The organism is Myxacorys sp., from assembly GCF_059501405.1.
Window position 1 is genome coordinate 21339 of record NZ_JCACCM010000049.1, and the last position, 23142, is coordinate 44480.

Below are 23142 nucleotides of genomic sequence, written 5' to 3' on the forward strand. Positions count from 1 at the left end.
GACGGGACTGTGCAGCCAGACCAACGCCAGCCCTCGCCCGGCGGATCTTGTCATCACCACCGGGCGAGGGCTGGCATCGCTGAGGTGCTGACAGGCAAGAAGATACATCGAGAGCGGATCGTGGTCGGCAAGGGCAGCGACGCGGTAATAATCGAGATCGGCAAACAGGGCGTTGGCTTGTGCCAGATTGGCAATCAGCCGTCGCCCGTAGAAGCGGTTCTAGGTGATGTAAACATCCGGAAGTCCCTTGAGCGAGGCTGCCACCCGGGGCAGATTCGCAATCGCAAGATGACTTTCCGGCCAGCGGTTTCCTGCACGTCGGGCAATGGTCACTGTAAGCGATACCCATTGTTCCTCATTAAAAGTTCTTGCGACAGAACCTAGGTTAGCTGGCAAGGGCAGGTTGACATGATGTTGACCTAATATCTCTGCTTAACATTGCTTAATTTGCGTATACTTGTTTTTGAGTGGGGACTGCAAGCGAACAGAATATTCTTCCCGCATAGCCCTCCGTTCCAGCTTGGCGCTCGACAAACTCGGGACACCCTAGCTCAACGCTAAGAGGGCTCCATTTGCAATTCGAGTTGACTGGCAATCTCGACCACAATGCCCTTGTTTTTTAGATCTCCGAGGGCTTTGTAGAAGTTGCCAATGCTCAACCCCCAGCGACGCAGAATCAGTTCACTTCGATCCCCAGACTCCATTTGCCCGGAAAGTCGAGTTGCAGGGTAAAGAACAGGTAATCTCGTTAGCTTCGCTTCACGGAGTGTTCGTTTATCAGCAGCTTTAAGTCCCGAATCTTCAACAGTTCTTCACGATCTAAGCCATAGCGGGGCGAGTCAGCAAGTTCCATATACCTGCATTAGAGATGTAGTACGCAGGTTCTAGTTTAGGTCATTGCCGCCTCGCTGTTGCTTATTTCAACCCATCTTGACCCTGTTATCACTAGAGCTGATAAAAGCTGCAACAACGGCAGATTAGTTCGTGGGCAAATTCGCAATTTGCCCACGAACTAGTTTAGAGCATCCTCGCACTTCATGAATCTAGGGGACTAAAGGACATGAAATTGTTCACTTGGAGCACCGCTGATGGAGAGGTCATATGTTCGTGGGATAGTGATGAATAGTCCCACGAATTGAGTTCAAACGGTGATGAGCATGCATCTCGAAGCCGAGGTATCCCGGCTTGCAAACTTAGCACAGCGCATCCGGGACTCGGGGCCGGTCGCACCAGTCAACTGTTGGATCGAGGACTATACGGTCACGCGCCAAACTGGGCCGTACCACTACAAGCGGGCAGGGCTGTTTCAAGGTCAGTGTAGAAAAACTAAACTGAGCAGTGTTGTGATTAGCTTCACTCGCATGAGCTTGATAGAACACCTGCAACAAATCCCAGAGTTTCGCGCCGCTCGAGGTCAACGCCATGAGCTATGGCTCGTTTTGCTACTGATTATTCTCGGTGCGATGATAGGGTACTGGGGCTATCGTCCGTTAGCCGAGTTTGCTGAAGTTTATGGTCAAGAAATCTGCTGCAAGCTGGAGCTAGCACCCGAGACAAAGCTACCTTCGTACTCGACCTTTCGTCGCGTCATGCAAGGGTTGGATTATCAGGTCTTATCGAGTGTGTTTACCGAGTGGGCGCAGGTACAGCAGCCGATAGACGCAGGCGAGTGGTTTGCCTGCGACGGAAAAAGTATCAAGGGCAGCGTCACCCACTGCGACCAAGCTGGGCAGAACTTTGTCAGTATGGTGTCGTTGTTCTCGCATCAACGCGGTGTGGTGCAAGCCGTGATGCCGATGGAACACAAACTTGTGAGTGAGCAAGAAGTCGTGCGAGTGTTGCTGGGTGCAGTTGGGTTGAGCGGAATTGGGGTAACGCTCGATGCACTGCACTGCCAAAAAAACACTGTACGAGATCGTCACGCAAGGCAACGACTATCTCGTGTGTGTCAAAGCGAATCAGCAACGACTGCATCGCGGGATTAAGCAGCAATTCAAAACGAATCAACCGCTCAGTCAGTATCAACAACACGAAAGAGGACATGGACGGAGTACGCACTGGCACGTGAGCGTGTTTGATGCAGTTGCAGCATTTGGGCATGAGTGGGTCGGCATCCAATGCTGCATTGTGGTGCAACGACACGGGTATCGAGATGGAAAACTGTTCGACGAGCGGCAGTACTACATCAGTAGTGTCGTCGCGAGTGCAGAACAGTTTCATCGCATCATTCGCGGACATTGGCACATCGAGAATCGATTGCATTGGGTCAAAGACGTAACGTTCAACGAAGACCAGGCACCGCAAACGGGCAGGAATGCAGCCGCGAACTGGTCAGTGGTCCTCAACGTCTTCATTACCCTAGCTCGCACGTTGGGGTTCACTTCGATGGCTGTTGCCAAACGGCAGTTCGCCAATCAGTTGGACAAGGTTTTTCCCCTACTACAATGAAACAGACCTGCTACAAGCGGGTGAATAGCGATCGCCCTCAATTTGGGGCGCGAGGACAGGCCCGCACGCTTCATCTGGGAAAAGCCGGCAGCTCAGACCATCAGGACTGGCAACAACGGCTGAAGCGGCGGGACGCGCTGACGGAGATCGAATATCGGATGGGTTTGATTCGGCAGTTAATGGCGCGGGAGCAGTCGCATCCACTTTGGACGCCTGATCCGCTGTCGTAGTTGACTGCGAGGATGAACAGCTTTATGGGGTCGAGATTGCCAGTGACGGAAGCGGCAGGGGTTCACTCTCTCCACCCATATCGCGGTGTGGAGGTCGCTTGAAGGTAAACGTGAAGCGGTCCCCGCTCTCAATCACGTACTGCATCTCCTGGTACAGGGGCGAGTGTCCGATCACCCTACTCAGATAGACCCAACCTCGAGCTCGGGTTAAGGCCCCACAAACAGTTGGTTGCGCAACGTGATATTGCTTTCGTCCTGGGCAATCTGGTCAAACCCGACGGACATAGACGAGATCCGCCTCATTGCCCTTCACCCGATGGATGCGACACACGGTCACGGCTCCCTCGTGCCAAAACTGGTTCGGCACCGTTTTACCAGAGCTAGGTGAGACATTGGAGCTCGTTGCGCTGGGGATATAGTAGGGAATTTGATGGCTTTTGAGGTAGATGGCCACCTGCCGCTCTAACTCAATCGCGGTCTCTCCGCCCAAGACCACCACCAGAATTTGCCGGCTCGGTTGCAGCCCTTCTTCGGTCAGGTTGTGTTGAATCTGTTGAGCTAAGGCTTGCAATTCCTGGGTGCGATTGACGTAGGTCTTGAACTGCAAGACCTCACCGGACCAGAGTTGAGGCACGGGGTTTGGAGAAGACTCATCCGGTCGGTGCAGCGTCACCTGCTGTCCTGGAATAAAGCGCCCTTGAACCTCATACCCGATCGCTTTCCCGTCTTCGGCCCGTGTCAGACCCGAGAGCATCCCCTCCCCGAGCAACAGCCTCATGCCAATGGCATGCGCGGCCGTGAGGATGGAAGCCGGAGTGCGGTAACAGCGATGCATAAGACGCCTTTCTTGATTCCGCCAAGGTATTGTCCAGCGACCAAGTGCGTCAGGTCTTCACCAAGCAAAGCTTGACCCAGAGTTAGCTCAATGACTTGAGAGCAGCCTGAACGTAGCTTGATTTGTGTATCCTCACTCCCCTGCATGGGTTTGAGGTTCGAGATTTGCATAGATTATTATTTTGAGATATAATATAAGCATCACTAATCAACAACTGAATATTTTCGCATGTCTAGTCCACAGACCCAGCGGGGACGATTAGGTCGGTATGCACCCATGCTAGAAGCGCTGGAAGCCGACCTTGATTGCCAGCTGAAAAAAGCGCTTCAAGACCACAAGCACTGGCAACGCACCGCCCAAACTGACCTTCGCTACACCTCGCCAGCCGATCCCATATTGAGCGATTACTTCACTACCCTCATCGACTCTAGTCGGGACGAAGCGGACTTAAAAGAGGGATTGCAGGGCTTCTACGCCCGCTCCCTCAACCAAATCGCAACTGAAATCTCAAAACATTTACCCCAGCTTGACTCAGAGCTTCCACCCGAGTTGCGATCGCAACTCCTTGACATTGGCGCACAGCAACTCCTAAATGAGACCCTCGCCGCTGATCCTCAGTTTCTATGTCGGCTTCACGCGACTCAGACGAGTCAAAATCTTGATCGACTGCGGCGATGGCGTGATTTTCTGGCTCGTTGTATCGGACAAAACCTCTCGCTCGAAGAGCGGTTCAATCTGGGCTTATCGCTCGGATTGCTGCCGATCAAAGATTTACTCCAGTTTATGAACGAACGCCACAAGCTTGGGCTGACACCGTCGGATCAAGCAACGATCGAGCAGGGGCTCGAACTGAGCCGCACGATTGCTCGAGGCCCACTGACCTACAAAGACGCGATCGCGGCGATTCGACTCTTTCGATCGCTCGAGGACTGTTGATCGACAAAGATACGCTCGCGGCAATTCATCTCTTTCGATGGAATCTGCGCCGATCCGTCGCAGCTTGGCTTTGCCAATCGCTAATCCTGTCAATGAATGGAGGGATATGATGCAAAGTGATGCCAACAACGGCCCAGACGTCGTTGCGGCGGCAGCTTACTAGATTGATCAAGCTACCTAGGTGAAGTCGGGCCGCAATTGGATAAATTGCCGCTATGCCTAGAGCACCGAGTCGTTCATGATGGAAGGACATTCAAAACCGCTAGCCACTCAATCAGGCTGGTCTTTATTAAAACGAGCCCTGGGCAATTGCTCAGGGCTTATGAGTTGGGGCAGCGTGAGGCTAGCAGCTGATTCTGAGCGCGACGCAACAACCCCAGCAAATCCCTGTGCGATTCGTCCTAGACCTTCTTGCACCTACCACGAGACAACAGTCGCGATGAAGGCTAGCGAGTTCGTGGGAAATCCTACAGTTAAACCACGAACTAAACTCGGGCATCCACGTAGTTAATGCGTCTGGGAGACGGATGGTCGTCACCCCCCGCCCTGCTCATGCAAGCCTCTAGCGGCAGCATGTTCGGGAAATAAGAGTGAGTCAGCCCCTTCGCTCGTTTTGCCTCCCCCGGCTCTAGACTGTCTGCTTCCCTGCTGCTCTTTAGCATCCTTCGGGAAGTAGTCGTTTGGGTTATTGTACTGCCTGGAATAGATGAAGCCCAACTTTCGGGCTACCGATGCCCAACCACCATTGTCCGAAATAGCGCTGTTTAAATCAGTGCGTCCAATCTGCTTTAGTTCTTCATGAGTTGGTAGTACACCAGGATTACCTAGTTGTTCAGCTACACGATCAATTTCTGCTCTTAGATTGTCCAGATTCTTCCAATATCCGCGTGGTTTTCTCCCGTAGGACAAACGCAGCTTCAATTTTTGAGCGACTGCCGGGAAACCGCCATGCATATTCATCGCTGCAGCAAGAGAACTCTCTCCTGCTTGAGTTAAGTCTTCTTTGGTTGGTATAACTCCACGTGTACCTTGGTGTTCAATGAAAGTAAGTAGCTCATGCTCAACGTTTGAAAAATCATGCCAGTATCCTGAGCTTCTTTTGCTGAAACTCAGCTTGAGCTTCTCAGCGACAGTCTGAAATCCTCCGTGATATTTGCAAATGGCTCTTAAAATATCTTGTCGATCGCTCTCTTTAAGCTCGGTAGCAGTAGGCATTAAACCGATTTTTTTACGTCTCTCATTGAGTAAAATAATTTCACGTTTGAGGTTGTCAAAATCTTTCCAGTAACCTGAAGGTTTTCTTTCATGGGTTTCTCTTAAGCTATGTTGTTGAGCCAGTTGCACTAAACGCTCATCATTTAAACCTGCTTTCCTGATCCAGGAGCGAATTGTAACTGCTAGAACTCCTGTAAGATGACTGATTTCATTTGATGACATTCCTTCTCTATAGAGTCTTAAACACTTATCAATTTTCTCCTTAGAGTATCTTTTTTGCCGTCCTCCAATAGTTGCTTTTGTAATCCAGGATCGAAGTGTACCAAGATTTACTTGCATTGCCTGAGCAATTTGTGTACTAGTTTTCCCTGCTTTATAGAGTTCTAAGCATTGCTGCTTAAACTCATCAGAATATTTCCGGAGTCTAGAAACCCCAGCCTTGTAGACCCAGTCTGTGATCGTGTCTGCAGGTACTCCTGTTTCATTTTCAATATCTCTTGGTTCCCAACCATCAATGTACATCTGAATGCAAGCTTGTTTTTCATCTTTTGAGTGTTTGGCTGAACGGTTTGATAAACCACCTTCACGTAGCCATTTTCTTAAAGCTCGTCTTAAGGGAATACCATTAAGCTTTTGAATTTCTTGAATAGAGTAACCAACAGAGTACATTTCAATGCACTGATCCTTAACAGAGTCAGTATAGGGATCTGTATGGTGAATAGGAAGAATCTCTGCCAAATTCTTTTCTGATGATGGATCAAGCTGTTGCTGAACAAGCAATCCTAATTCTTTATAGTAGGGACATGTTTGGCACTTTGTATCTACGCCCGGTGTAGAACAATCACAGGCAGAACGCCATTGCGGCTTGACAGCTGATTCAATTTGAGAAAATTGCTCTGCTGCCTCACGGAAAATATCTATAGTAGATTTATACATTTCCCAATTTTCTTACTTAACTATAAATTTGACTCAAACCTTTAATTCAACAGAAATCATAGAATCTGAAATGAAAACACGCTCAACTAATCTCATGTAAAATACTTCTCGATACTCTTGTGATAAGGAGTACCAAAAATTAATTTTTTGAGCTTCAGGATGCAGTAAAAATTGCCACGCAGTATTATTAGTTTTGTCACCTTCAGCGTCAATTTCTGCCAGAATCTTCTGTCGCTGAGCCAGTAGCTCTTTGTCAAATTCAAGGTCAGGAGCATTATCAATCCACTCAAGCTTCTTTCGGAGTTTGTTAAGCCTTTCCGAGGTCAGCTCTTTTTTCTGTATTTGGTGCTGCGTAATTTCTCGTGCTTTCTCAACCAAGCCGCTAATGATAGCTTCGTCTATTTTTGAAAGAGATGTACAACGATGATTGTTACAGCTGATACCTGAATGCATACATGCATAATATTTACGTCCTTCTGAGCCTCCCTTAAGTTGACACAGAGATTTACATTCATTGCAGAAGACACGTTTAGTAAGATAAAATGTTGCACCTGGTTGCCCAAAACATTTAGAGTTGAATTCTAAAATTGGCTTTATTTCAGTTTCATAAAGTTCATCGGTAATAATTTTGTGGTCGGGATGGGTATCTCGATGAAGTTCCCATACTTCAGGATTATTATTTCTGCGTCTATTTGTGTACTTTAAATAAGCCGTATGTCCACGAAGAATCGGATTCATAAGCCATGATTTTAAGCCTTCAGAAGAGCTGAAAATTGCTAATCCAGGTACAATTGCAGGGTTTTTATGCTGCTCCATCGTATAGCGATGATGAAGATGGCTTAAAACAGTTCTATATTTTCTAATGCGCAGGAAGCAATCGACTAACTCTTGGGCAATATCAGCTTTACTTTGTCCTCGCAGCAAAAACTCCATTGGAGTTTTTGCATTAAAGTGACTGTAATTATCTGGACAGTCTTGAAGAGAGCAAATGAATGGTCGGCGGTCAATAGTATATTGGTTGTTAACTATTTCATAGAATAAGGGAGGACGAGACCATGCTCCCTTCTTACTTCTACGGTAAGCGAACCCATGCTTTATCCGCTCACGCAACATATTTCGCTCAAAAGCGGCTAATAAGACCATCATGTCAGCACTCATTTCACCCGAAGCTGTTTTTAAGTCTTGCTTACCTTGATCAAGGAGATCAATTTCTACGTCACACTTACGAAGCAGTATTTTGAAGTACTCGTAGTCCAATTTGTTTCGGTAGAGTCGATCCCACCGAGTTGCTCTAACTAAACCTATTTTCCCAGCACAAATATCATCTATCAAACGGTTCAAATCCGGTCGAGCTGAATTGTCTCCAGAGTCGATATCAGAGTAAATCTCATCTACACCTGCAGTTATCAGTCGGGCTTCTTGCTGCTCTAGAGCAGCACCTTTAGCCTGCTCCAACGTAGAAAGACGCAAGTAAGCAACCGCTTTTCGACCATTTGGAGTTGGCATAAATATTAATTCTGATACTGATGATACAAAGATACCATATACATGTAGCAATGTCATTAAAGTAACGTTGATACAAATGGGAAATCAGAGCTGTTTGTTTTCTCATCAAAACGCTACATTTGGCTTATGGAATTATTTTCTAAGAATACGAATTTCGCCTTGCGTTGCATCGTAGAGCACGAGCAAAATGTGTAGGTGATATAAGTTTGAAAGTTTTTATGAGTAAAGAAAACGGTGCCTTTCGCCTCGATAGCCAGAAGCGGGGGTTGTGTCGCAAAAATGATACACAATTTTCTCTCATCCCGTCCTAAATGGCTGCCCCATCCCTGTTCAAATGGTGCCACGTTCTGCCCGACATCATCTTCCTGAAGGTGCGATGGTACTGTCGCTATCCCTCGAGCTACCGGGACTTGGAAGCAATGATGGCGGAGCGAGGACACGACTTCGACTCCTCGCTTCACGGATACGTGTCCGAAGTCGTTTGTCGAGTTCTGGCGAGAACTTCAACACCCAGCGATTGTTTGCCAATAGCATGGTGAAGCCATCGTAGAGTGGTTCGCTTCGCGAAGCTCTGCAGGACACACGGTGGATAAGAATGCTGCCTATCCGGTCGCAATGAACAAGTTGAAAGCCGATGAAACGACCCTTGCAGTACCTGCGAAGCAGCGTGCCGAAGAGACGAAACTCCGGCAGATTAAATACTTGAATAACGTGATTGAGCAGGATCACCAGAACATCAAACGGATTATAAAACCAATGATGAGGTTTAAGTCGTTCAATAGCGCAAGACGAACCTTGAGCGGAATTGAAGCCATGAATATGATTAGGAAAGGGCAAGTGAAAGAAGTCAATAAAGGGGAGAGTGTATCTCAAGCAAAGTTTGAAGAAATCTTCGGAATGAGTGCTTAAGACAATACGATTGACATAGTTCGTTTGTCACTCTAAAGGGTTTGCACACAACTGCATCACCTACACAGTGAAGACTAAATCTTTATAATCCTTTATTCTGACTCTTCGCCAGTTCGAGAAACCTTCTCACATCCGAATCCGAACCGCTCGATCACATTTCCTTGAACTCGCTTTAGTTTGAACAGTGACTGCATTTGGGGTTGAGCTGACATATGGGCAAAAAAGCGCAAGAGTTAATCGGTATTTGCTGGTCTCGCCTCCGTCGTGTGTGGAACGCTTAGGGCTGCGCTGTGGCTCACCCCCTATGCCTACCAGTGTTTCTCGGCGGCTCTCGCCCATAGTGTAGATCGCCCGGTAATCTCGTGCGTATGGCGGCAGTAGGTTTCGTAGACGGGAGCGTTGATCGCGGTGGTTTGGACAAATTCGGCTAATCCCTCGTCCTGCAATCCCTCGAAGACGACGCCGTAGCAGGCGATCGCCTGCTACGGATTGGTTTGTCCAGACCCGGTTCAGCCTTCATTGATTTCGGTTTGCAGGTCGGCTCGCCATGCTTCTACAACAGCGATGCGGTGCCGTTTGCGTTTGCTGCTGTGGTGATGACTCGCGGAGTTTAGGTGCGTTCGGCTTTGAGCACTCTGCGAAAAAATCGCTCCGCTGCCTTGCGATCGCGCTTCGCGCTCAGCATAAAATCCAGCGTATTGCCTTCCGAATCAACGGCTCGATACAAATATTTCCACTCGGTGCGATTCGTTCCTACACGAAAAGCTGCAAAGCTTGTAAGGTGGAGCTTCTGAGAGATAACCTTTTAAGGTGGAGTTCGCAATTTTGTCTCGTGTCAATTATGTAGACCGATTTATTGCATCAATTTTCTCCTCCGTTTCGTTCCAAAATTGAACGCAGTATGTGGTGCGGAGAGCTAATTTTAGGTAGAGTCTGATCTAGGATCAATTCGTTTCCTAGAAGCAAACTTTGTGAAATCACGATCTTCCACTGAGTCGACGCAATCTCCCAACGAGCAACCAGACTGGGAGCAATTCACTGACCTATGGAATAGTGATGTGACCCGAGTGCTTGAGTGGATAGACCAAGCGGAAACTTGCCTTGCAGCACTCGATCGTCAGAACTTACCCAAATTTGCCAATCAGATTAAGTTAAGCAGAACTCGTTTACAGGCAGCACAACAGATTCATCATCAGATCTCGACGATGTTCTCCCTGTTGCGGCAATCCTCAGAAGATCAAGACCGTTGCGATCGCATTCAGGACGAGTTTGATGCTATTGAAACTCGAATTCAATCCTTGTATCAGCGATTTGATGAACTGATGCATACCGGCACTGTCAAAGCAGCCAAAGAATCTGAACTATTCTTAAATGAAACGATCGAGCCAATTCCCACCGGCGCGCCGTTTATCAGTTCCCTCGAATCACAGTTGCGAACAGATTTGTGGTTTGATCGAGACGGAACTGCCGTTTTTTCTAAGGTTGCTAAGAGCAATCCACAGAATTACATTGAGCACTACATTTCTAGCCCTGGTGATGTGACGATGTTGCCATGGGACGCGGCTGAAAAAATTATTAATAACTTTGGTTTTAATACGGTTAAGCTTCAGCTAATTTTCGCGGCACATGCAATGAACCAACCAGAGCCGTGGAGTAGCAGCTTTACATTATCCGGCGAGGATGTGATTAGAAATTTGGGCTGGAACAACCGCAAAGATATTCCTATGAGCCAAAAGTTGGCGGAGTTAGCAGGGTGTGCTTTTGCACTAGATTGCTTGCTGGTCAAAGTGGAATGGAAAGAAGGCGGAAAAGTCAGCCGTCGCAAAACGCAAGTTACCATTCAAACCTCACGGATGTGGAACATTGCGATTACTGCAACTGGGCAGAAGAATTTACTGTCTGAGAATCTAGAGAATCTTGAGAAAGTGGAGCTTCAAGTTCAGCCAGGTCTCTGGACAAAAGGGTTTTTGAACCGAGGCGGTGCAAAAGCTAGAGAAGCGCTGTACCAGTTTGGCTATCTTGCTCAAAGCGTACTCAGAATTGATCCTTACCACAACGAGCTTGCTCTGCGCCTTGCCTTGCATCTTACCCTTGAAAGTCGGATTCACACTTCTGGGGAATACCGGGTCAGAACGCTGCTAGGCTCTGTTCTAGTAGGATGCTCTGAAAAAATCGTTCAGGCACAGTCAAATCGGTACAAAGCCCGCGATTTAGTGGAGCAGTGGAATGAAGCGCTCAAGACGCTGGTCAGATTAGGGTGGAGTGTTGAATTTAGCGATCGCTATCCAGACTCTCTAAAACCTGATAGCCCAATTCGTAAGCCAAAGGGATACGTCAATCTTCTGCTAGAGAGCAAAATTACAATTCATCCGCCTGAGCCGATTCCAGAACTTCTAACCCGGAAGAAACTAGCCAAATCAAAATCATCGCAGGCCGATAAACAAATTGCTCAGGTTACTTTAGCTCCGCTCACTGGCGAACAGGTTCGAGAAGCACGAAAACAGCGAGGCTGGAGTCAAGTGAAGTTAGCAGGATTTCTTGGCATTTCTCAGCAGCTCATCTCTCATATTGAATCGGGGCGCAGAGAGCCGACTCCAGAGGTTGAAGCGAGCTTAAGGAAGCTTCTCAAACTCTAAGCTCTAAAGCAGATGGTAGTTTTTGGTATACGTGCCTGTTCATTCAAAATTGGCATTTACTACACGCTAAGCTTGTAGTAGAAAAATTTTTTACTAAAACTCGCCTCTAAGTCATATGGAGTAGGGATTCCAGCCTACTACATATAGACCCGAATCCACTCACGGAATGCCCGGATCGACTCACAAAATACCCGGATCGACTCACAGTGGGACCGCCCTATGTCCTACGGGCTGAGGCTTTTAGCATTTTTACTACACTCTGATTAGTTTGATAAAACTGATCCCTAGCAAAACACAAATTTGAGAGTTTGACAAAATCTAGCATCCCTATTTCGCCATAAAAGGTAAACCTTGGATGCAGCTTTCAAACTCAAGCCCCATAGGGTATGAACAGCTTTACTCTGCTGACCAGTATCGCACTCTGCCTCAAATTTTCAAGTTCGCCACCAATGTACACGGCTGTAATAAAGATTGGAACTTTAGGGTACTTAGTGGCAAATTTCAAGATATCGAAGGAACGATCGAGGACGCGATCGCCCATATCAAGCAAGGGCACGCTATTTGTGCAGGACTACTCAACAGTCAGTGGCGCTCCAAATCTAACTTCGCAGGTTCTAATTGGGTTTTAGCCGAAATCGACAACGCAGGGCTATTGAAGGATGATCAAGGCAACCTCATCAAGGATGCAGCCGGCAAAGGGATCAAGACTTACGAACATCAACTGACGCTGGATGAGGCCATCGTTCATCCATTCATCCAACAATTTTGCACCCTGATCTACACAACTCCCAGCCACAGCCAAAACTGGCACCGCTTCCGCGTAATTTTTCGTCTGCCAGAGTTCATCTCTGATATTGATACCTACGAATCGATCGTTCAGTTTCTCCTGGATCATCTTCCCCACGATCCCGCCTGTAAAGATGGAGTTCGAGTGTTCTACGGTAATACCGAAGCCGAATTTCCACTCATTAATCCTGACGTTTGCCTACCAAAGGAGTGGGTGAACCAGGCGATCGCTAAAGCCCAACAAATTAAGCAAGAACGAGCAAAACAAGCAGAAGTCTTATCACTCAAACGTGAACAGTTCTATCGGCTTGCCCAAGCTCAAGGGTGGGATACCGAGAAATTAATTCAGCAGGCACTGAGCCACATCCCCCCGCGCACGCCTGGAAGCAGCAATTATCAGGAATCTTGCAAAGTTCTCATGGCGTTGGTCGATCATTATGGCGCGGTTGAAGCGGAAGTGATCGCTGAACGGTGGAGTCCTTCAATTGAAAGGAATACCTGGAATATTCGCCAGAAGATTCGATCGTTTCGCCGCAAGGGAATCACGATCGGCACGTTGTTCCACGTCGCTCGAAACTACGGGTTTAAGTTTCCATACCGCGAGTGGAATGATCCTCAAGAACCAGACCGCAACGTCTATGATGCGATTGTCGCTGCGCAAGAAGAACGAGCGCGCCTCGAACACATTGAGGTCGAACACCACCAGTACAGCCGGCTTAAATCCTGGTTGAAGGGAATTCAGCAGCGGTTTGAAGTGAGAGGGTTTGGCAAACCCCACAAAGTAGAGGCCAAAGTGCAGGTGGAAACGCTCAAATACCTTCCAGGGAAACTGTTTAGGCTTGGAAGCTATGAGAAACCACCCAAGCTCCTCTACACAAAAGAGCAACTACCCCAACTCCTCTGGGAAGCAACAGCTAAGGGCTGGCGGGATATCCTTGATAGTACTCAAACTGGGGGAGGCAAATCGTACAACTATGCTTTACTTTCTCCGCTTCAACTGGGAGTTCATCAAGTCGAAGACGAACAAAGAAAGCAACTGCACCGCGTCTGGTTGTTGAGCCAGAGCCATCGAAATCCCTCAACTGAGCCAGCAGAAAGGAGTTATACGGATTTACCCGTCAGAAATGCTGGATTCGTTAAAGATGCAACCAGACGAACCCCTCTCGGTAGAGACCTCCTACGCTGGGCAAAACCGGGAGAGCAACCAGACACTGAAGGAAACTGCCACCTTACAGCAGTGATTCACAAAGCGGCAAACAAAAGCGTATCGATCGCCAACGATACAGCAGAACTAAACCCTTTTTGTGCAATGTGCCACCACAAAGACTATTGCAAGGAGTCGCTCGGCAACGGGTTCGGATTTCGATTCGAGCGAGCAGAAGTCTTTAGTTCTTCGGTTCAAGTGCGCGCCTCGATCGACTCCCTCCCTAGCTCGGAAAACTATGCTGCCTACAGCGGAGACGTAGCAATCCTAGATGAGGCGCTCATTCAACTCAAGCCAGTTCGGACGATCTCCGCGAACTTAGGGGACTTTGACACTCAATGGGCAGAGATGGAAGCCAACTTGCCAGAAGTTTACAGACAGTTGAATCCATTACGTCAGGCGCTGAGACCGCTTGTAGCTGGTGAATCAAAACAGCACTACGGCTTTGACAATGAAGCGTTGCGCTCTCAGCTGCCAGAAGTACCAGAAAAATTTGTCCAAACGCTAGAGTCTATCCGACAAATCATGGGCCTCAAAGCGTCTGATTTGACTCAAGACCCCGACCAGATTCAAACTAAAGAAGAAACTGAAGCGATCGCTCATCTCAAAGGCAAGATTCATCGCCGAAGTCAGAAGCTAGACACCCTTCAAGCAGAGTGGAGCAACCTCCAGGCCCTCGAAGAAGAATTGAACAAAGGGCAGGGGAGCTTATTCAGTGGGTATCGTTGGTCAGCAAAAGAGCGGCAGGCAAGACTAGATCGTCTGGCTAAACTACCTGAAGACATTGCCATGCTTCAAAGCGAACTGGACAATCTTCAAACGAAACTAGAAAAATTGTTGCAGGAGCGCAGCCTATACAAGAGCTTCAACCGCTCACAGTTTCGAGATGCGAAAGTACGAGTAGGTTCAGTACTGGATAACCTACCAACTCAATGGCTCATCCCATTTTTGGAAGTTTGGAGCGAAGAGATGGCAGGAGCGCTGCGAATCGGTGCATTTGGAGGCTTAGTGGTTACCATTCAGGACGATCGACACAATGAGATTCTCAACAGTCTCAAAACTCGAATCTATCTAGATGCCACTGCTATACCGGAAGTTTTAAGTCTCTATCGTCAGATATCTATCAGCAAAATTCTTTGGATTGCACAAGATCTACCATCACCAGACAATCTCACCTTAATTTGGATAGAGGGTCTTGGACTTGCAGGTAAAAATCGATCGCAGCACTGCGACGATCGAATCAATGCAATCCTCACAGAACTCAAAGGGCAATTTTCAGATCTCGTAGTGTTCGACTGGCAACGCAAAAAGAATGACACCAATGCGGATGGGCACTGGTTTAGCGACTTTACGAGAGGCACAAACGAGTTTTCTGACCGAAAGGCAATCATAGCAATCGGATTACCCTTACCAAACGCAGGAGTTTTTCACGATCTCTGGTTCACTCTCACAAAATACTCTGAATTAGAGAGCCTTTCTTTTGAGGAGTTTTACCATTACCAAATTGATACTGAAATTATTCAAGCGATCGGGCGGTTGAGAGCAATTCGGCGACCCAGCGAAAAGTTAACCTTTTTCCTGATCGGCGACACGGAGCATTCAAGAAGTGCAAACTATCAGCTTCCTATATCTCTCAGACCGATCATCACACAAGCAAGGGAAATCACTCCCCATGCAGCAACACCGACTGAACTCGCCTGGATTGCAGTCTCTGAGATTCTTAAGCAGTGGTGGTCAAAAAACGGTACTTTGCCAACGCAGCAAGAAATTGCGGCTGAAAGTGGAATTTCACAATCATCTGTCTCCAAGTTAGCCCAGCAGTTTGTGGGCGGGTGGAGGCGACTTAAAGAAATATTCTTATCTCTAATTGATCCTCCTAGAGAGTGGAATATTTTTACTCCACTTTCAGATGAATTGGCAGCGATCGCTCAAACCGCCTTGCCCATACTTTCAAAACCGTCTTCGGAATTATCAGTGGCGGAAGCTCTAAGTCTCTTGATCAAATCGATCGGCTGGGCAGGCTGGCAACAGATGATGTCTCAAACTGCCTATTCAACTCGTTTAGCGATCGCAGCTGCCTTGTCCCGAGAGATTTTAGGGGTGACAGCAAACTCTAAGCAGTTCGAGACAGGTTGATCGGAAGTTGCTCAAACGGAACGCCAACCACCTCGCAGAAAACAGTCCACTGCTTCCAGGTCATGGATGGCTCAATGGCACCGTGTTCCCACTTTCGCAGGGTTGCTGAAGAGATTTTCAGACGAACTGATAATTCTTCTTGCGTCAGGTTTGCTCTGATTCGCAATTTCCTCACCCAGTTTTGATCCGCTCCCTGTGTCATAATAATTTATCGATAAGATCTAGCGGTGGATCGTAAGAAGCTACAAAAAACAAAGTAGCGCGTCAAAGGTGTCGCGGTAAAGGATCGCGCGATGTCAATTTTAACCTTCCCAAAAAAATTCTACAGAAAATTATTGGTCTTACCTCTAAGACTTTCATCCACTATCACAAGTACTGAGATCACCGCTTCCTGTTCTCGTACACAAGAAAGTTAAGGTAATGGCTTTGGGGCTGAACTCTGTCCCTCGTTCACATAGGCTTTTTCTTGTGTAACCGAGTTTCAATTTCCTAAAGTTACACAAGATGTTAGAAATGTCTTCTAAGCCTTTCCCTGCTCGTCTCCGTCCCACTCTAGCGAAACTCAGTCTGCAAGAAAAACAAGCTGTTTATGAGTGGTTGGGCACACAAATTGATGTTGAGCGATCGCAGCTAGAGGATTGCTCAACCGCTGCTTCTGAAGGGTCTGCCTCGGCGATTGTTGAAAGCCGCACACAAGATGGAAAGACATACCAATTAGAGAAACGGCGATGTGGCAAAGGCTCCTGTAAATGTGCCATTGGAGATTTACAGGAAACAGGACATGGACCTTATTGGTATGCCTATTGGAAGGAGTCAGGCAAACTCAAGAGTCAATATGTAGGGAGGCAATCGCCTTGGGCAAACCCTCCAAAATAAGTTAATCAATTTTGTCTTGTGTAACTTATTTCTAAAGTTACACAAGATAGCGGTATTCTGACGAAGGCAAAATGGAAGACTCGCGCTATGCCTAGGTTTTAAAATTCGTATTTAGCAACGGTGACAAAAGCTGCTCACAGATGACCATTGACCAAGCGCACCGCAACCATCAACGCAAGCAGCAAGTTTCCATTCAACTGATTTCCTCAGCGAGTGGGGACTAGAAGGGTGTGTCGAATTTATAAAATCACAGAGCTTTACTGTTTTCATTCAACTGATTTCCCCAGCGAGTGGGGACCGTGAGAAAGAGGGAGCGACCCAGAAACAGATTGACGAGTTTCCATTCAACTGATTTCCCCAGCGAGTGGGGACATGGCTCAACTCAGACTACCAGAATCTAATTGGGTTTCAGTGTTTCCATTCAACTGATTTCCCCAGCGAGTGGGGACTTTAACCCACACGATCTAAACTGGGTTGCTGTTCGTTTAGGTTTCCATTCAACTGATTTCCCCAGCGAGTGGGGACCCAATACGAGCGATCGCGCGATCATCCAAAAATCTTTGGATTCATATTTCGAGTTTCCATTCAACTGATTTCCCCAGCGAGTGGGGACTGCAAGCGTTGGGATTATCCGCGCCGTTTGATTTTCCCGTTTCCATTCAACTGATTTCCCCAGCGAGTGGGGACGCGATGGCTACTGCGCTGCCGCCAGAACAGCAGCAGAGGGTTTCCATTCAACTGATTTCCCCAGCGAGTGGGGACGTTAGGGTTACTCTAACAGATACCAAGAAATCAAAAGTGTTTCCATTCAACTGATTTCCCCAGCGAGTGGGGACAGCAGCTAAGACAAATCGAAGAAAACATCTTCTTCCTTCAGTTTCCATTCAACTGATTTCCCCAGCGAGTGGGGACTCCCCATACTTTAAAGCTAAATCCCATGAGGCGTCCAGCCTACATCTGCGAACCTCAGCCACAATCAAAGCCATAACCGTCAAATTCCTCCTTGTCAAAACAGCGAAAGCACCACAGCACAACGCATCGAGGCTCAGAACCAAGGAATCGCACATCCGCAAGATTGTCCTCAGCCTCGCACCCCTAAACCACGATCGACCCCTGCCGCTTTGTCAACGGCACCCCGCCCCAAATCTCAACCTGTCCGACTGTATGCCCTGACATTGGATACATCCGCACACTATCTTGGGGTATCCTCACAACCTGTTTCAACCTCACCCTCAAGTCACGAAACTCAGCCGCAGTCAGAACACACTCAAAGACACTATATTACAGCACCTATGCGATGCGATCGCATAGGTGCTCAACTGTCACCAGAAGCGTATTAATGATGCCGAAACCAGAATCCAGTGGGACAATCAGCCGCAGAACTAAAGCGATCTCTCCATTGCCAATACCAACACTGAAGCGATCGTTCTATTGCTAATACTAATACCAACTAGAAAGTTACGTACGTAAGCAGCACATGAGGAAAAATACAAATGAGAATACGGTTAGAGTCCGGCGATCGCGCTTTTCAATTTTTGATGACTAGGAACAATGTATGCAACAACACGATGAAGAGGATGGTTGTTAACAGTTTCATGGGGAGAGCGATCGCCTAATCATTTGTCTATTTTTGAGGAAGCGAGGTCGGATGCTCTTCAGTAATGTTGCTAATGAGGAGAGGGCGGTTGATATTGAGCGATCGCTGCTTTCACTTGCTCATGCATTGCGGAAAATAAACTTGCCTGGGTCAAGCCTTTAAATGATTGCCCAGTAATTAGGTTTAAGCAATTTAGGATGCGGTTTTCCCATTGTCGTTGCTGTTTGATATCGTCTCCCCAAGCGTTGAAAACTTCACGCTCCGTCAGCCCGCCTAACCGATGAGAATAAGTATTTCGTTTCGTTTTAGCCTTGTCCCAGAACTCCTTAAAGTCTGGGCTGGTAGCTGTTTGAGGAATAGCGGCTTCGAGGAGCGATCGCAAAACCTTTGCCTGAAGTTGTGCTGTATCAGGATACCTAGCATTAAAATTAAAATCGACTTGTGAACTGAGCTGGGGATACTTCCGGCAGATCGATTGCTTCAAAACCGGATATTGATCCGTTCTTGCCGTAACATCAGTTGGAAATGTTTTGACCGCCCATAGCCATAGCAATCCCTCGACAGCTCGAAAGCTTGACAGCATTGCTTCTGTGGTGTTTTGCTGCTGAAGCCGCACTACAGAAAGTTGCGCTTGTTCATAGGCAACCTGCCAATATTTGGTGCTTTGCTGCTGTGCTTGGGGAGTAAGCGATCCCTTGACACGTTGAAAGAATGTTTCAAACTGTCCCTGATTCCAAGCGATGCCTGCTTTAATTTGACTCGGCAAGGCTTTGAAGCCTTGAGGGTCTTGCTGAAAGTAGGGCTGAAGTAAGGCTTCAGTTCCAGCATAATCGTAGCGATCTAGTAACTTTAGCGCTTGTTGCTGCGTCCGATCCCATAGATAATTGGTACCAAGAATGGGTCCTGTGTAGTCAGAGGGCATTCCCCTACGGTTAACTTCGGTGTTTTGAATAAAGTCGAAGAACTGGATGCGATCGCCATAAGCACTCAGCCCCGAAATTCTTCCTGCTTCAGCCGTCTGCGCCACACACCCCTTCAAACACAGCAAAATTGGCTGGTCGGGCGGCGGCTGAATTGTCTCTCGCCACATATGTCGCCACCAGCGAAACATTTGCTCAAAGTTAGATGGGTTCTCTCCCTTAGCACCCAGCGTTATGATCTCCACTGGAACAGAATAATTGTGCACAAGCCAGTCTTTGATGATGGCACAAGCATGCACAGTATCCTTTTTGCGCTGAGGTATGCCAACAGCTTGGTCAGTGCCAATTAGATAGACCTGTTCTAGGGCTTGGGCTTGGTCGGCTAATAGTTTGCCAATGATAATCGGTTTGAGGCGAGATCGATAGTCCTCAATGCCATCCAGTAAGTACTGGGTCAAATCTCGAAAGGTTGTCTGACCTAAGCCCAGATCTGAAATCACTTCTGCCTGTTCACCGATAATTTCACCATCTTGCATTTGATCATCGCCGACGTTATACCACTGCCCTGATGAAAGTTGAAGCATTAAATCACGGGTACCAATCGTGGCGACTAAGATATTTTTCATGGTTGCAATGGAGTTAGATCAAAGAAAGGATGGGAGCGATCGTGCTCAAGGCGGAGGCGGGTGCACTCCAAATAAATGAACGGCACCGGGAATATTGGCGAGATTGCGAAGGAATCGTGATCGTGAGCCTACGTCAATGGGAAGATCTGTTGATACTCGGAAGCATGCTGTTTCAAAGCTTCAAAATATTTCTTACGTGGATCTTGTGTTGCACCAAAGATAGTCACAACTTGGTAGTTGCCTAAATTCACGATCCACACGGGCGAAGGACGCACAGGTTTCGTCAGCGTTGAGCCGCATAAAGTGGGATCATAGTCTTTGATGACTTGTCCGCTGTCATCTTTTGTCTCCTTTCCTGCCTTCATTCTCGGCTGCTTAAAATCTTCATCATGCAAAACACTTAAAGCATAGGGTTTTCCATAATTCTCTTCACCATCGCATACGATGATACGTGCATAGGAGTCCAGTGCTTCTGTCCAACGCTCGCGACTGGGTTGAACAGGCGATAGCGGATTGCGTAGATTAATAGGCTGTTGTGTTAGTTCCGATAAGAGATCGCAAAACTTCTGCAACCGTTGGCGAAATAGTATTTGAAAGCCAACAACATTTTCTGGTAAATCCCAAAACTCATCTTCAGTCTTGGCAATTAGGGTCGATCCACGCCACCATGGTGCATTTGGACGGGTCTTACGGGAATAACAAGGTCGCCTTGCGCCCTGACCAATTCCACCCAGGTGAAACATGAGCCAAGTCAGCAACTCAAATAGCTGTTGAGTCACCTCCTGTTTTTCCTTAGAGATTTCTGGCGCAAAACTCAAGACCAATCGTCCAGATTGTTCTCCACAGGGATCTTGTTTTCCATCCCTTGTAGATCGGGATTCCGTCTGAACGATTTGCCCCTCTGCAATCTGTACCCTTACCCAACCACGCTGCTTAGGATTAATCGAACCAAACAATTTACTCTCCCAGTCCTTCACAGCTTGAACGGGTAACAATCCCCTCGCAAACGTTCTGAACCAATAGCGCAACATGGACTTAAACGCCACTGATCTGACCTCAGCGCGACTTTGATTCCTTGCTTGCCATTCACCTCTTTGGTTCTGTTTCCAACTGGCAATCTTCTGACTCCCGTGGATCAGTTGGCCTTGAACTGTAAATTCAACCTCAAAAAATGATAATTGATTTAGCAATGAATCCTTGTTCTCTAATGTGCCATACCCTGTATTCACCTGCGAGCCAATTCCATCAACTAATCCTTGGATTAGCCATTGCCGAACTTGTTGAAGAATTTTGTCACTACACTGAGCCGATGGACGCAGACCTATGGTAAATGTAGGATGCTCTAGCGAGAAAAAAGCATTGGGATTAGGCTTATACTCGTCTAAGTCAACCTCGCCCCACCGCCAAATACTCGTTGCACTATCCAGGGATAGTCCACCACTACGGCTCTGTTCCGCCAACGGATATGCATCTAAGAAAATCACTTTCCCAGTGTGATCGCTCCCTTCTGCCTTGAGAGAACCAAAGTACGGAGTAACTTTCTCCTCTGCTTGTTTCCACTCCAAGTTTTCGGAGCGCATAAAGTGATGAATCGCCTGAGTTCGCGCTACACCCCGCAATGTACTAGATGGAATATACGGCATTCCTAACGCATCAAAAGCAGGCAGTAAGATGCTTTCTGGTCCCTTAGTACCGCCAACTCGAATTCGCCAAGGACAACTTACCGTAAACCAGTTACCTTCTCCGGCAATCAATTTTGTGCGATCAACTAAGGTTTGTAAGCGATGACGATAATCGGCCTTATCCTGTGCGAGATGCAACAGCTCAATTTTCGTGGGGTCTTTGTAGTTTGCAGTCGGAGATCGCAGCCATCGTAAGTACTCGACAAAGCTCGCCGATGAAGCAGGCTCTGGAATATTTGCAGGATCTAACCAAGGGCAAGCATCAGGTGGGCGTTCTGGTGGTCGATTGCTGCCGCCGCCCTTGCCGCGGTTGCCACCACCAACCTGAATCACCTTTTTCTGTTTTCCAGAATCGGCTCGTTGAGTTGTAGGGTTGGGTTGATTACTTGCAGAGGACTTGGGTTTTCCAGGACGATTCGGTCGTTCAAACACCATAATTAATCGCCTCCCTTTATATCCCAATACACAGCACCTGCCCAAAAACTAAATTCTTGAGCCAGCGCTAAAGCCAAGCCAGTTAGCCCTAAGTAATCGTCAGTATCCAAATCGCTAAGGGCTTGCAGTCCGAGATCGCCTGCTAGGTCATTCCGTTCGGCTATCGTCTGGAGGCAACGAAAAAAAGCTTCTACAACTTGCTTTTTGCCTTTTTGGTCTTTGCTTATGGCTTTTTCCTCCGCTTTCAGGCGCAACAAACCCCAAGTAGATAAGTAGGTGTACAGTTCAACCGCCTGATTCTTCTGCTCTTTCAACCGTTCCTTTCGTTTGGCTTCATCACGCTGATTTTGCTCTTGCTCATGCCGGAATTCAGCGAGGGCTGCATAGACGGGTTTCCCGATCGTACGTGGATCAAAGCTCATACGTTCACCGCCTGTTGCACTGGTTGAGCTGTCATCCACTGCTGAACGAAGCCTCGTCCTAAACTCTCCTGCCCACCGATTTGCACAATCGAGTGCTTGCCCAGCAGTGCCTGGAAGTTCTGCGTAGCATCAGACGCTTGAGCACTAGCCTGTGATGTAATGCCCCAAGGAAAATGCATCACCGTATCTGGTGGAATTGCTTCCTCATATCGAAATCCACCATCCACAGTTTTGTGCTTATCGAGTTTGATTTTGACCTGTCGCCATAAACTCATTTGGATCAATATTGCACAGTGTTTATCAGGCAGTACTAACGTCCGCTCAAGCCCTTTCGTCGAGGCGTGGGTTGGAATAAAGGTTTCCCAATCCTTCCAAGGTTGCAATGTCATATCTTTGAGGATGGCATCTTTGAGATAGACGGGCTTTCCTGTCTTCAGGTTTGTGCTGTATTCATTGGGTATTGTTGCATTTGGCGCATTAAAGCGTGCCCAACGACGTAGCAACATTGGACAGCTTACCCACACAACACCATGGCTGAGTGAAGGAACTGGTAGCCACAAAATTGAAGCATCCCCAATCCAAATAGCCCCTTGCTCGAGGGTCGATGAAGTGGCTAAATCAGTGCCAAAGAGTTGAGATTGTGTACTCTGGTCAGCACTTGCTCGCAATCGTCCACGAATTGTGCTGGAAGGAATATAGGGTAATTCTGTGTGAGATTCCCGTGCAATTCCCAATAAATTACCTTCTTGAGTTGCTCCACCTGTGTGCAGTGGAGATAGTAGGTAGAGATAGACAGTGTTGTTCATT

General features: G+C 47.6%; 15 protein-coding genes, 4 pseudogenes and 1 CRISPR repeat array. Of the genes and pseudogenes, 8 read left to right on the forward strand and 11 right to left on the reverse strand.

Annotation, left to right across the window (positions count from 1 at the left end):
- Window positions 1-1361 precede the first annotated feature (1361 nt).
- Both AC5I6P_RS04795 and AC5I6P_RS04800 read left to right on the forward strand, forming a co-directional pair.
- Window positions 1362-2448, forward strand: a pseudogene (locus AC5I6P_RS04795) (ISAs1 family transposase).
- On the forward strand, window positions 2445-2678 hold the full coding sequence (locus AC5I6P_RS04800) for a hypothetical protein (protein WP_495692617.1): 234 nt from the start codon (window positions 2445-2447) through the stop codon (window positions 2676-2678). The pseudogene AC5I6P_RS04795 and the gene AC5I6P_RS04800 overlap by 4 nt, the downstream one beginning before the upstream one ends.
- Before the next feature lie 268 nt (window positions 2679-2946).
- Here the strand turns inward: AC5I6P_RS04800 and AC5I6P_RS04805 are convergent, their stop codons facing one another.
- Entirely contained in the window at window positions 2947-3513 is a 567-nt protein-coding gene (locus tag AC5I6P_RS04805; RefSeq protein ID WP_495692618.1) for a hypothetical protein, read from the reverse strand.
- A gap of 228 nt (window positions 3514-3741) precedes the next feature.
- Between AC5I6P_RS04805 and AC5I6P_RS04810 the strand changes: the two genes are divergently transcribed.
- Window positions 3742-4449 (forward strand): hypothetical protein, encoded by a 708-nt coding sequence (locus AC5I6P_RS04810; protein WP_495692619.1) that lies wholly within the window; start codon window positions 3742-3744, stop codon window positions 4447-4449.
- Between the two features lie 37 nt (window positions 4450-4486).
- Window positions 4487-4612, forward strand: coding sequence for a hypothetical protein (locus AC5I6P_RS04815; protein WP_495692620.1), 126 nt, complete (start codon window positions 4487-4489; stop codon window positions 4610-4612).
- Between the two features lie 371 nt (window positions 4613-4983).
- Here the strand turns inward: AC5I6P_RS04815 and AC5I6P_RS04820 are convergent, their stop codons facing one another.
- Both AC5I6P_RS04820 and AC5I6P_RS04825 read right to left on the reverse strand, forming a co-directional pair.
- A complete protein-coding gene (locus tag AC5I6P_RS04820) occupies window positions 4984-6600 on the reverse strand; it encodes a transposase (RefSeq protein WP_495692621.1) in 1617 nt (538 codons plus the stop codon).
- 33 nt (window positions 6601-6633) lie between these two features.
- Window positions 6634-8106 (reverse strand): recombinase family protein, encoded by a 1473-nt coding sequence (locus AC5I6P_RS04825; RefSeq protein ID WP_495692622.1) that lies wholly within the window; start codon window positions 8104-8106, stop codon window positions 6634-6636.
- A gap of 311 nt (window positions 8107-8417) precedes the next feature.
- On the opposite strand from AC5I6P_RS04825, the pseudogene AC5I6P_RS04830 reads away from it, so the two are divergent.
- Window positions 8418-9015: pseudogene (locus AC5I6P_RS04830) on the forward strand (IS6 family transposase).
- Window positions 9016-9323: 308 nt separating this feature from the next.
- On the opposite strand, the gene AC5I6P_RS04835 reads toward AC5I6P_RS04830, so the two are convergent.
- Both AC5I6P_RS04835 and AC5I6P_RS04840 read right to left on the reverse strand, forming a co-directional pair.
- Window positions 9324-9461: a hypothetical protein gene (locus AC5I6P_RS04835; protein ID WP_495692623.1), complete on the reverse strand. Its 138-nt coding sequence runs from the start codon at window positions 9459-9461 to the stop codon at window positions 9324-9326.
- Window positions 9462-9634: 173 nt separating this feature from the next.
- Window positions 9635-9760, reverse strand: a pseudogene (locus AC5I6P_RS04840) (DDE-type integrase/transposase/recombinase); the annotation flags it as partial.
- 226 nt (window positions 9761-9986) lie between these two features.
- Between AC5I6P_RS04840 and AC5I6P_RS04845 the strand changes: the two are divergent.
- Complete coding sequence (locus AC5I6P_RS04845) at window positions 9987-11651, forward strand: helix-turn-helix domain-containing protein (RefSeq protein WP_495692624.1); 1665 nt, start codon at window positions 9987-9989, stop codon at window positions 11649-11651.
- 355 nt (window positions 11652-12006) lie between these two features.
- On the forward strand, window positions 12007-15777 hold the full coding sequence (locus tag AC5I6P_RS04850) for a PriCT-2 domain-containing protein (RefSeq protein ID WP_495692625.1): 3771 nt from the start codon (window positions 12007-12009) through the stop codon (window positions 15775-15777).
- Here AC5I6P_RS04850 and AC5I6P_RS04855 read toward each other — a convergent pair.
- Window positions 15755-15979, reverse strand: a complete 225-nt coding sequence (locus AC5I6P_RS04855; RefSeq protein WP_495692626.1) for a helix-turn-helix transcriptional regulator — start codon at window positions 15977-15979, stop codon at window positions 15755-15757. The two genes, AC5I6P_RS04850 and AC5I6P_RS04855, sit on opposite strands and share 23 nt — an antisense overlap.
- Before the next feature lie 311 nt (window positions 15980-16290).
- Here AC5I6P_RS04855 and AC5I6P_RS04860 point away from each other — a divergent pair, with 311 nt between their 5' ends.
- The gene (locus AC5I6P_RS04860) at window positions 16291-16653 is read left to right on the forward strand and encodes a DUF6788 family protein (protein WP_495692627.1); all 363 of its coding nucleotides are present in this window, start codon (window positions 16291-16293) and stop codon (window positions 16651-16653) included.
- Window positions 16654-16838: 185 nt separating this feature from the next.
- Window positions 16839-17565: direct repeats of the CRISPR family, unit length 36 nt; unit sequence GTTTCCATTCAACTGATTTCCCCAGCGAGTGGGGAC.
- A 183-nt stretch (window positions 17566-17748) separates the two neighbouring features.
- Here AC5I6P_RS04860 and AC5I6P_RS04865 read toward each other — a convergent pair.
- The 5 genes and pseudogenes from AC5I6P_RS04865 to cmr4 all read right to left on the reverse strand — a co-directional run.
- A pseudogene (locus tag AC5I6P_RS04865) lies at window positions 17749-17922 on the reverse strand (CRISPR-associated endonuclease Cas2); the annotation flags it as partial.
- Window positions 17923-18320: 398 nt separating this feature from the next.
- Complete coding sequence (locus tag AC5I6P_RS04870; protein WP_495692628.1) at window positions 18321-19796, reverse strand: hypothetical protein; 1476 nt, start codon at window positions 19794-19796, stop codon at window positions 18321-18323.
- Window positions 19797-19924: 128 nt separating this feature from the next.
- Window positions 19925-21913, reverse strand: coding sequence for an RAMP superfamily CRISPR-associated protein (locus tag AC5I6P_RS04875; protein ID WP_495692629.1), 1989 nt, complete (start codon window positions 21911-21913; stop codon window positions 19925-19927).
- 2 nt (window positions 21914-21915) lie between these two features.
- Window positions 21916-22335, reverse strand: coding sequence for a hypothetical protein (locus AC5I6P_RS04880; protein WP_495692630.1), 420 nt, complete (start codon window positions 22333-22335; stop codon window positions 21916-21918).
- Window positions 22332-23141: a type III-B CRISPR module RAMP protein Cmr4 gene (cmr4, locus tag AC5I6P_RS04885; protein ID WP_495692631.1), complete on the reverse strand. Its 810-nt coding sequence runs from the start codon at window positions 23139-23141 to the stop codon at window positions 22332-22334. The genes AC5I6P_RS04880 and cmr4 overlap by 4 nt, the downstream gene beginning before the upstream one ends.
- Between the last annotated feature and the right edge of the window lies 1 nt (window position 23142).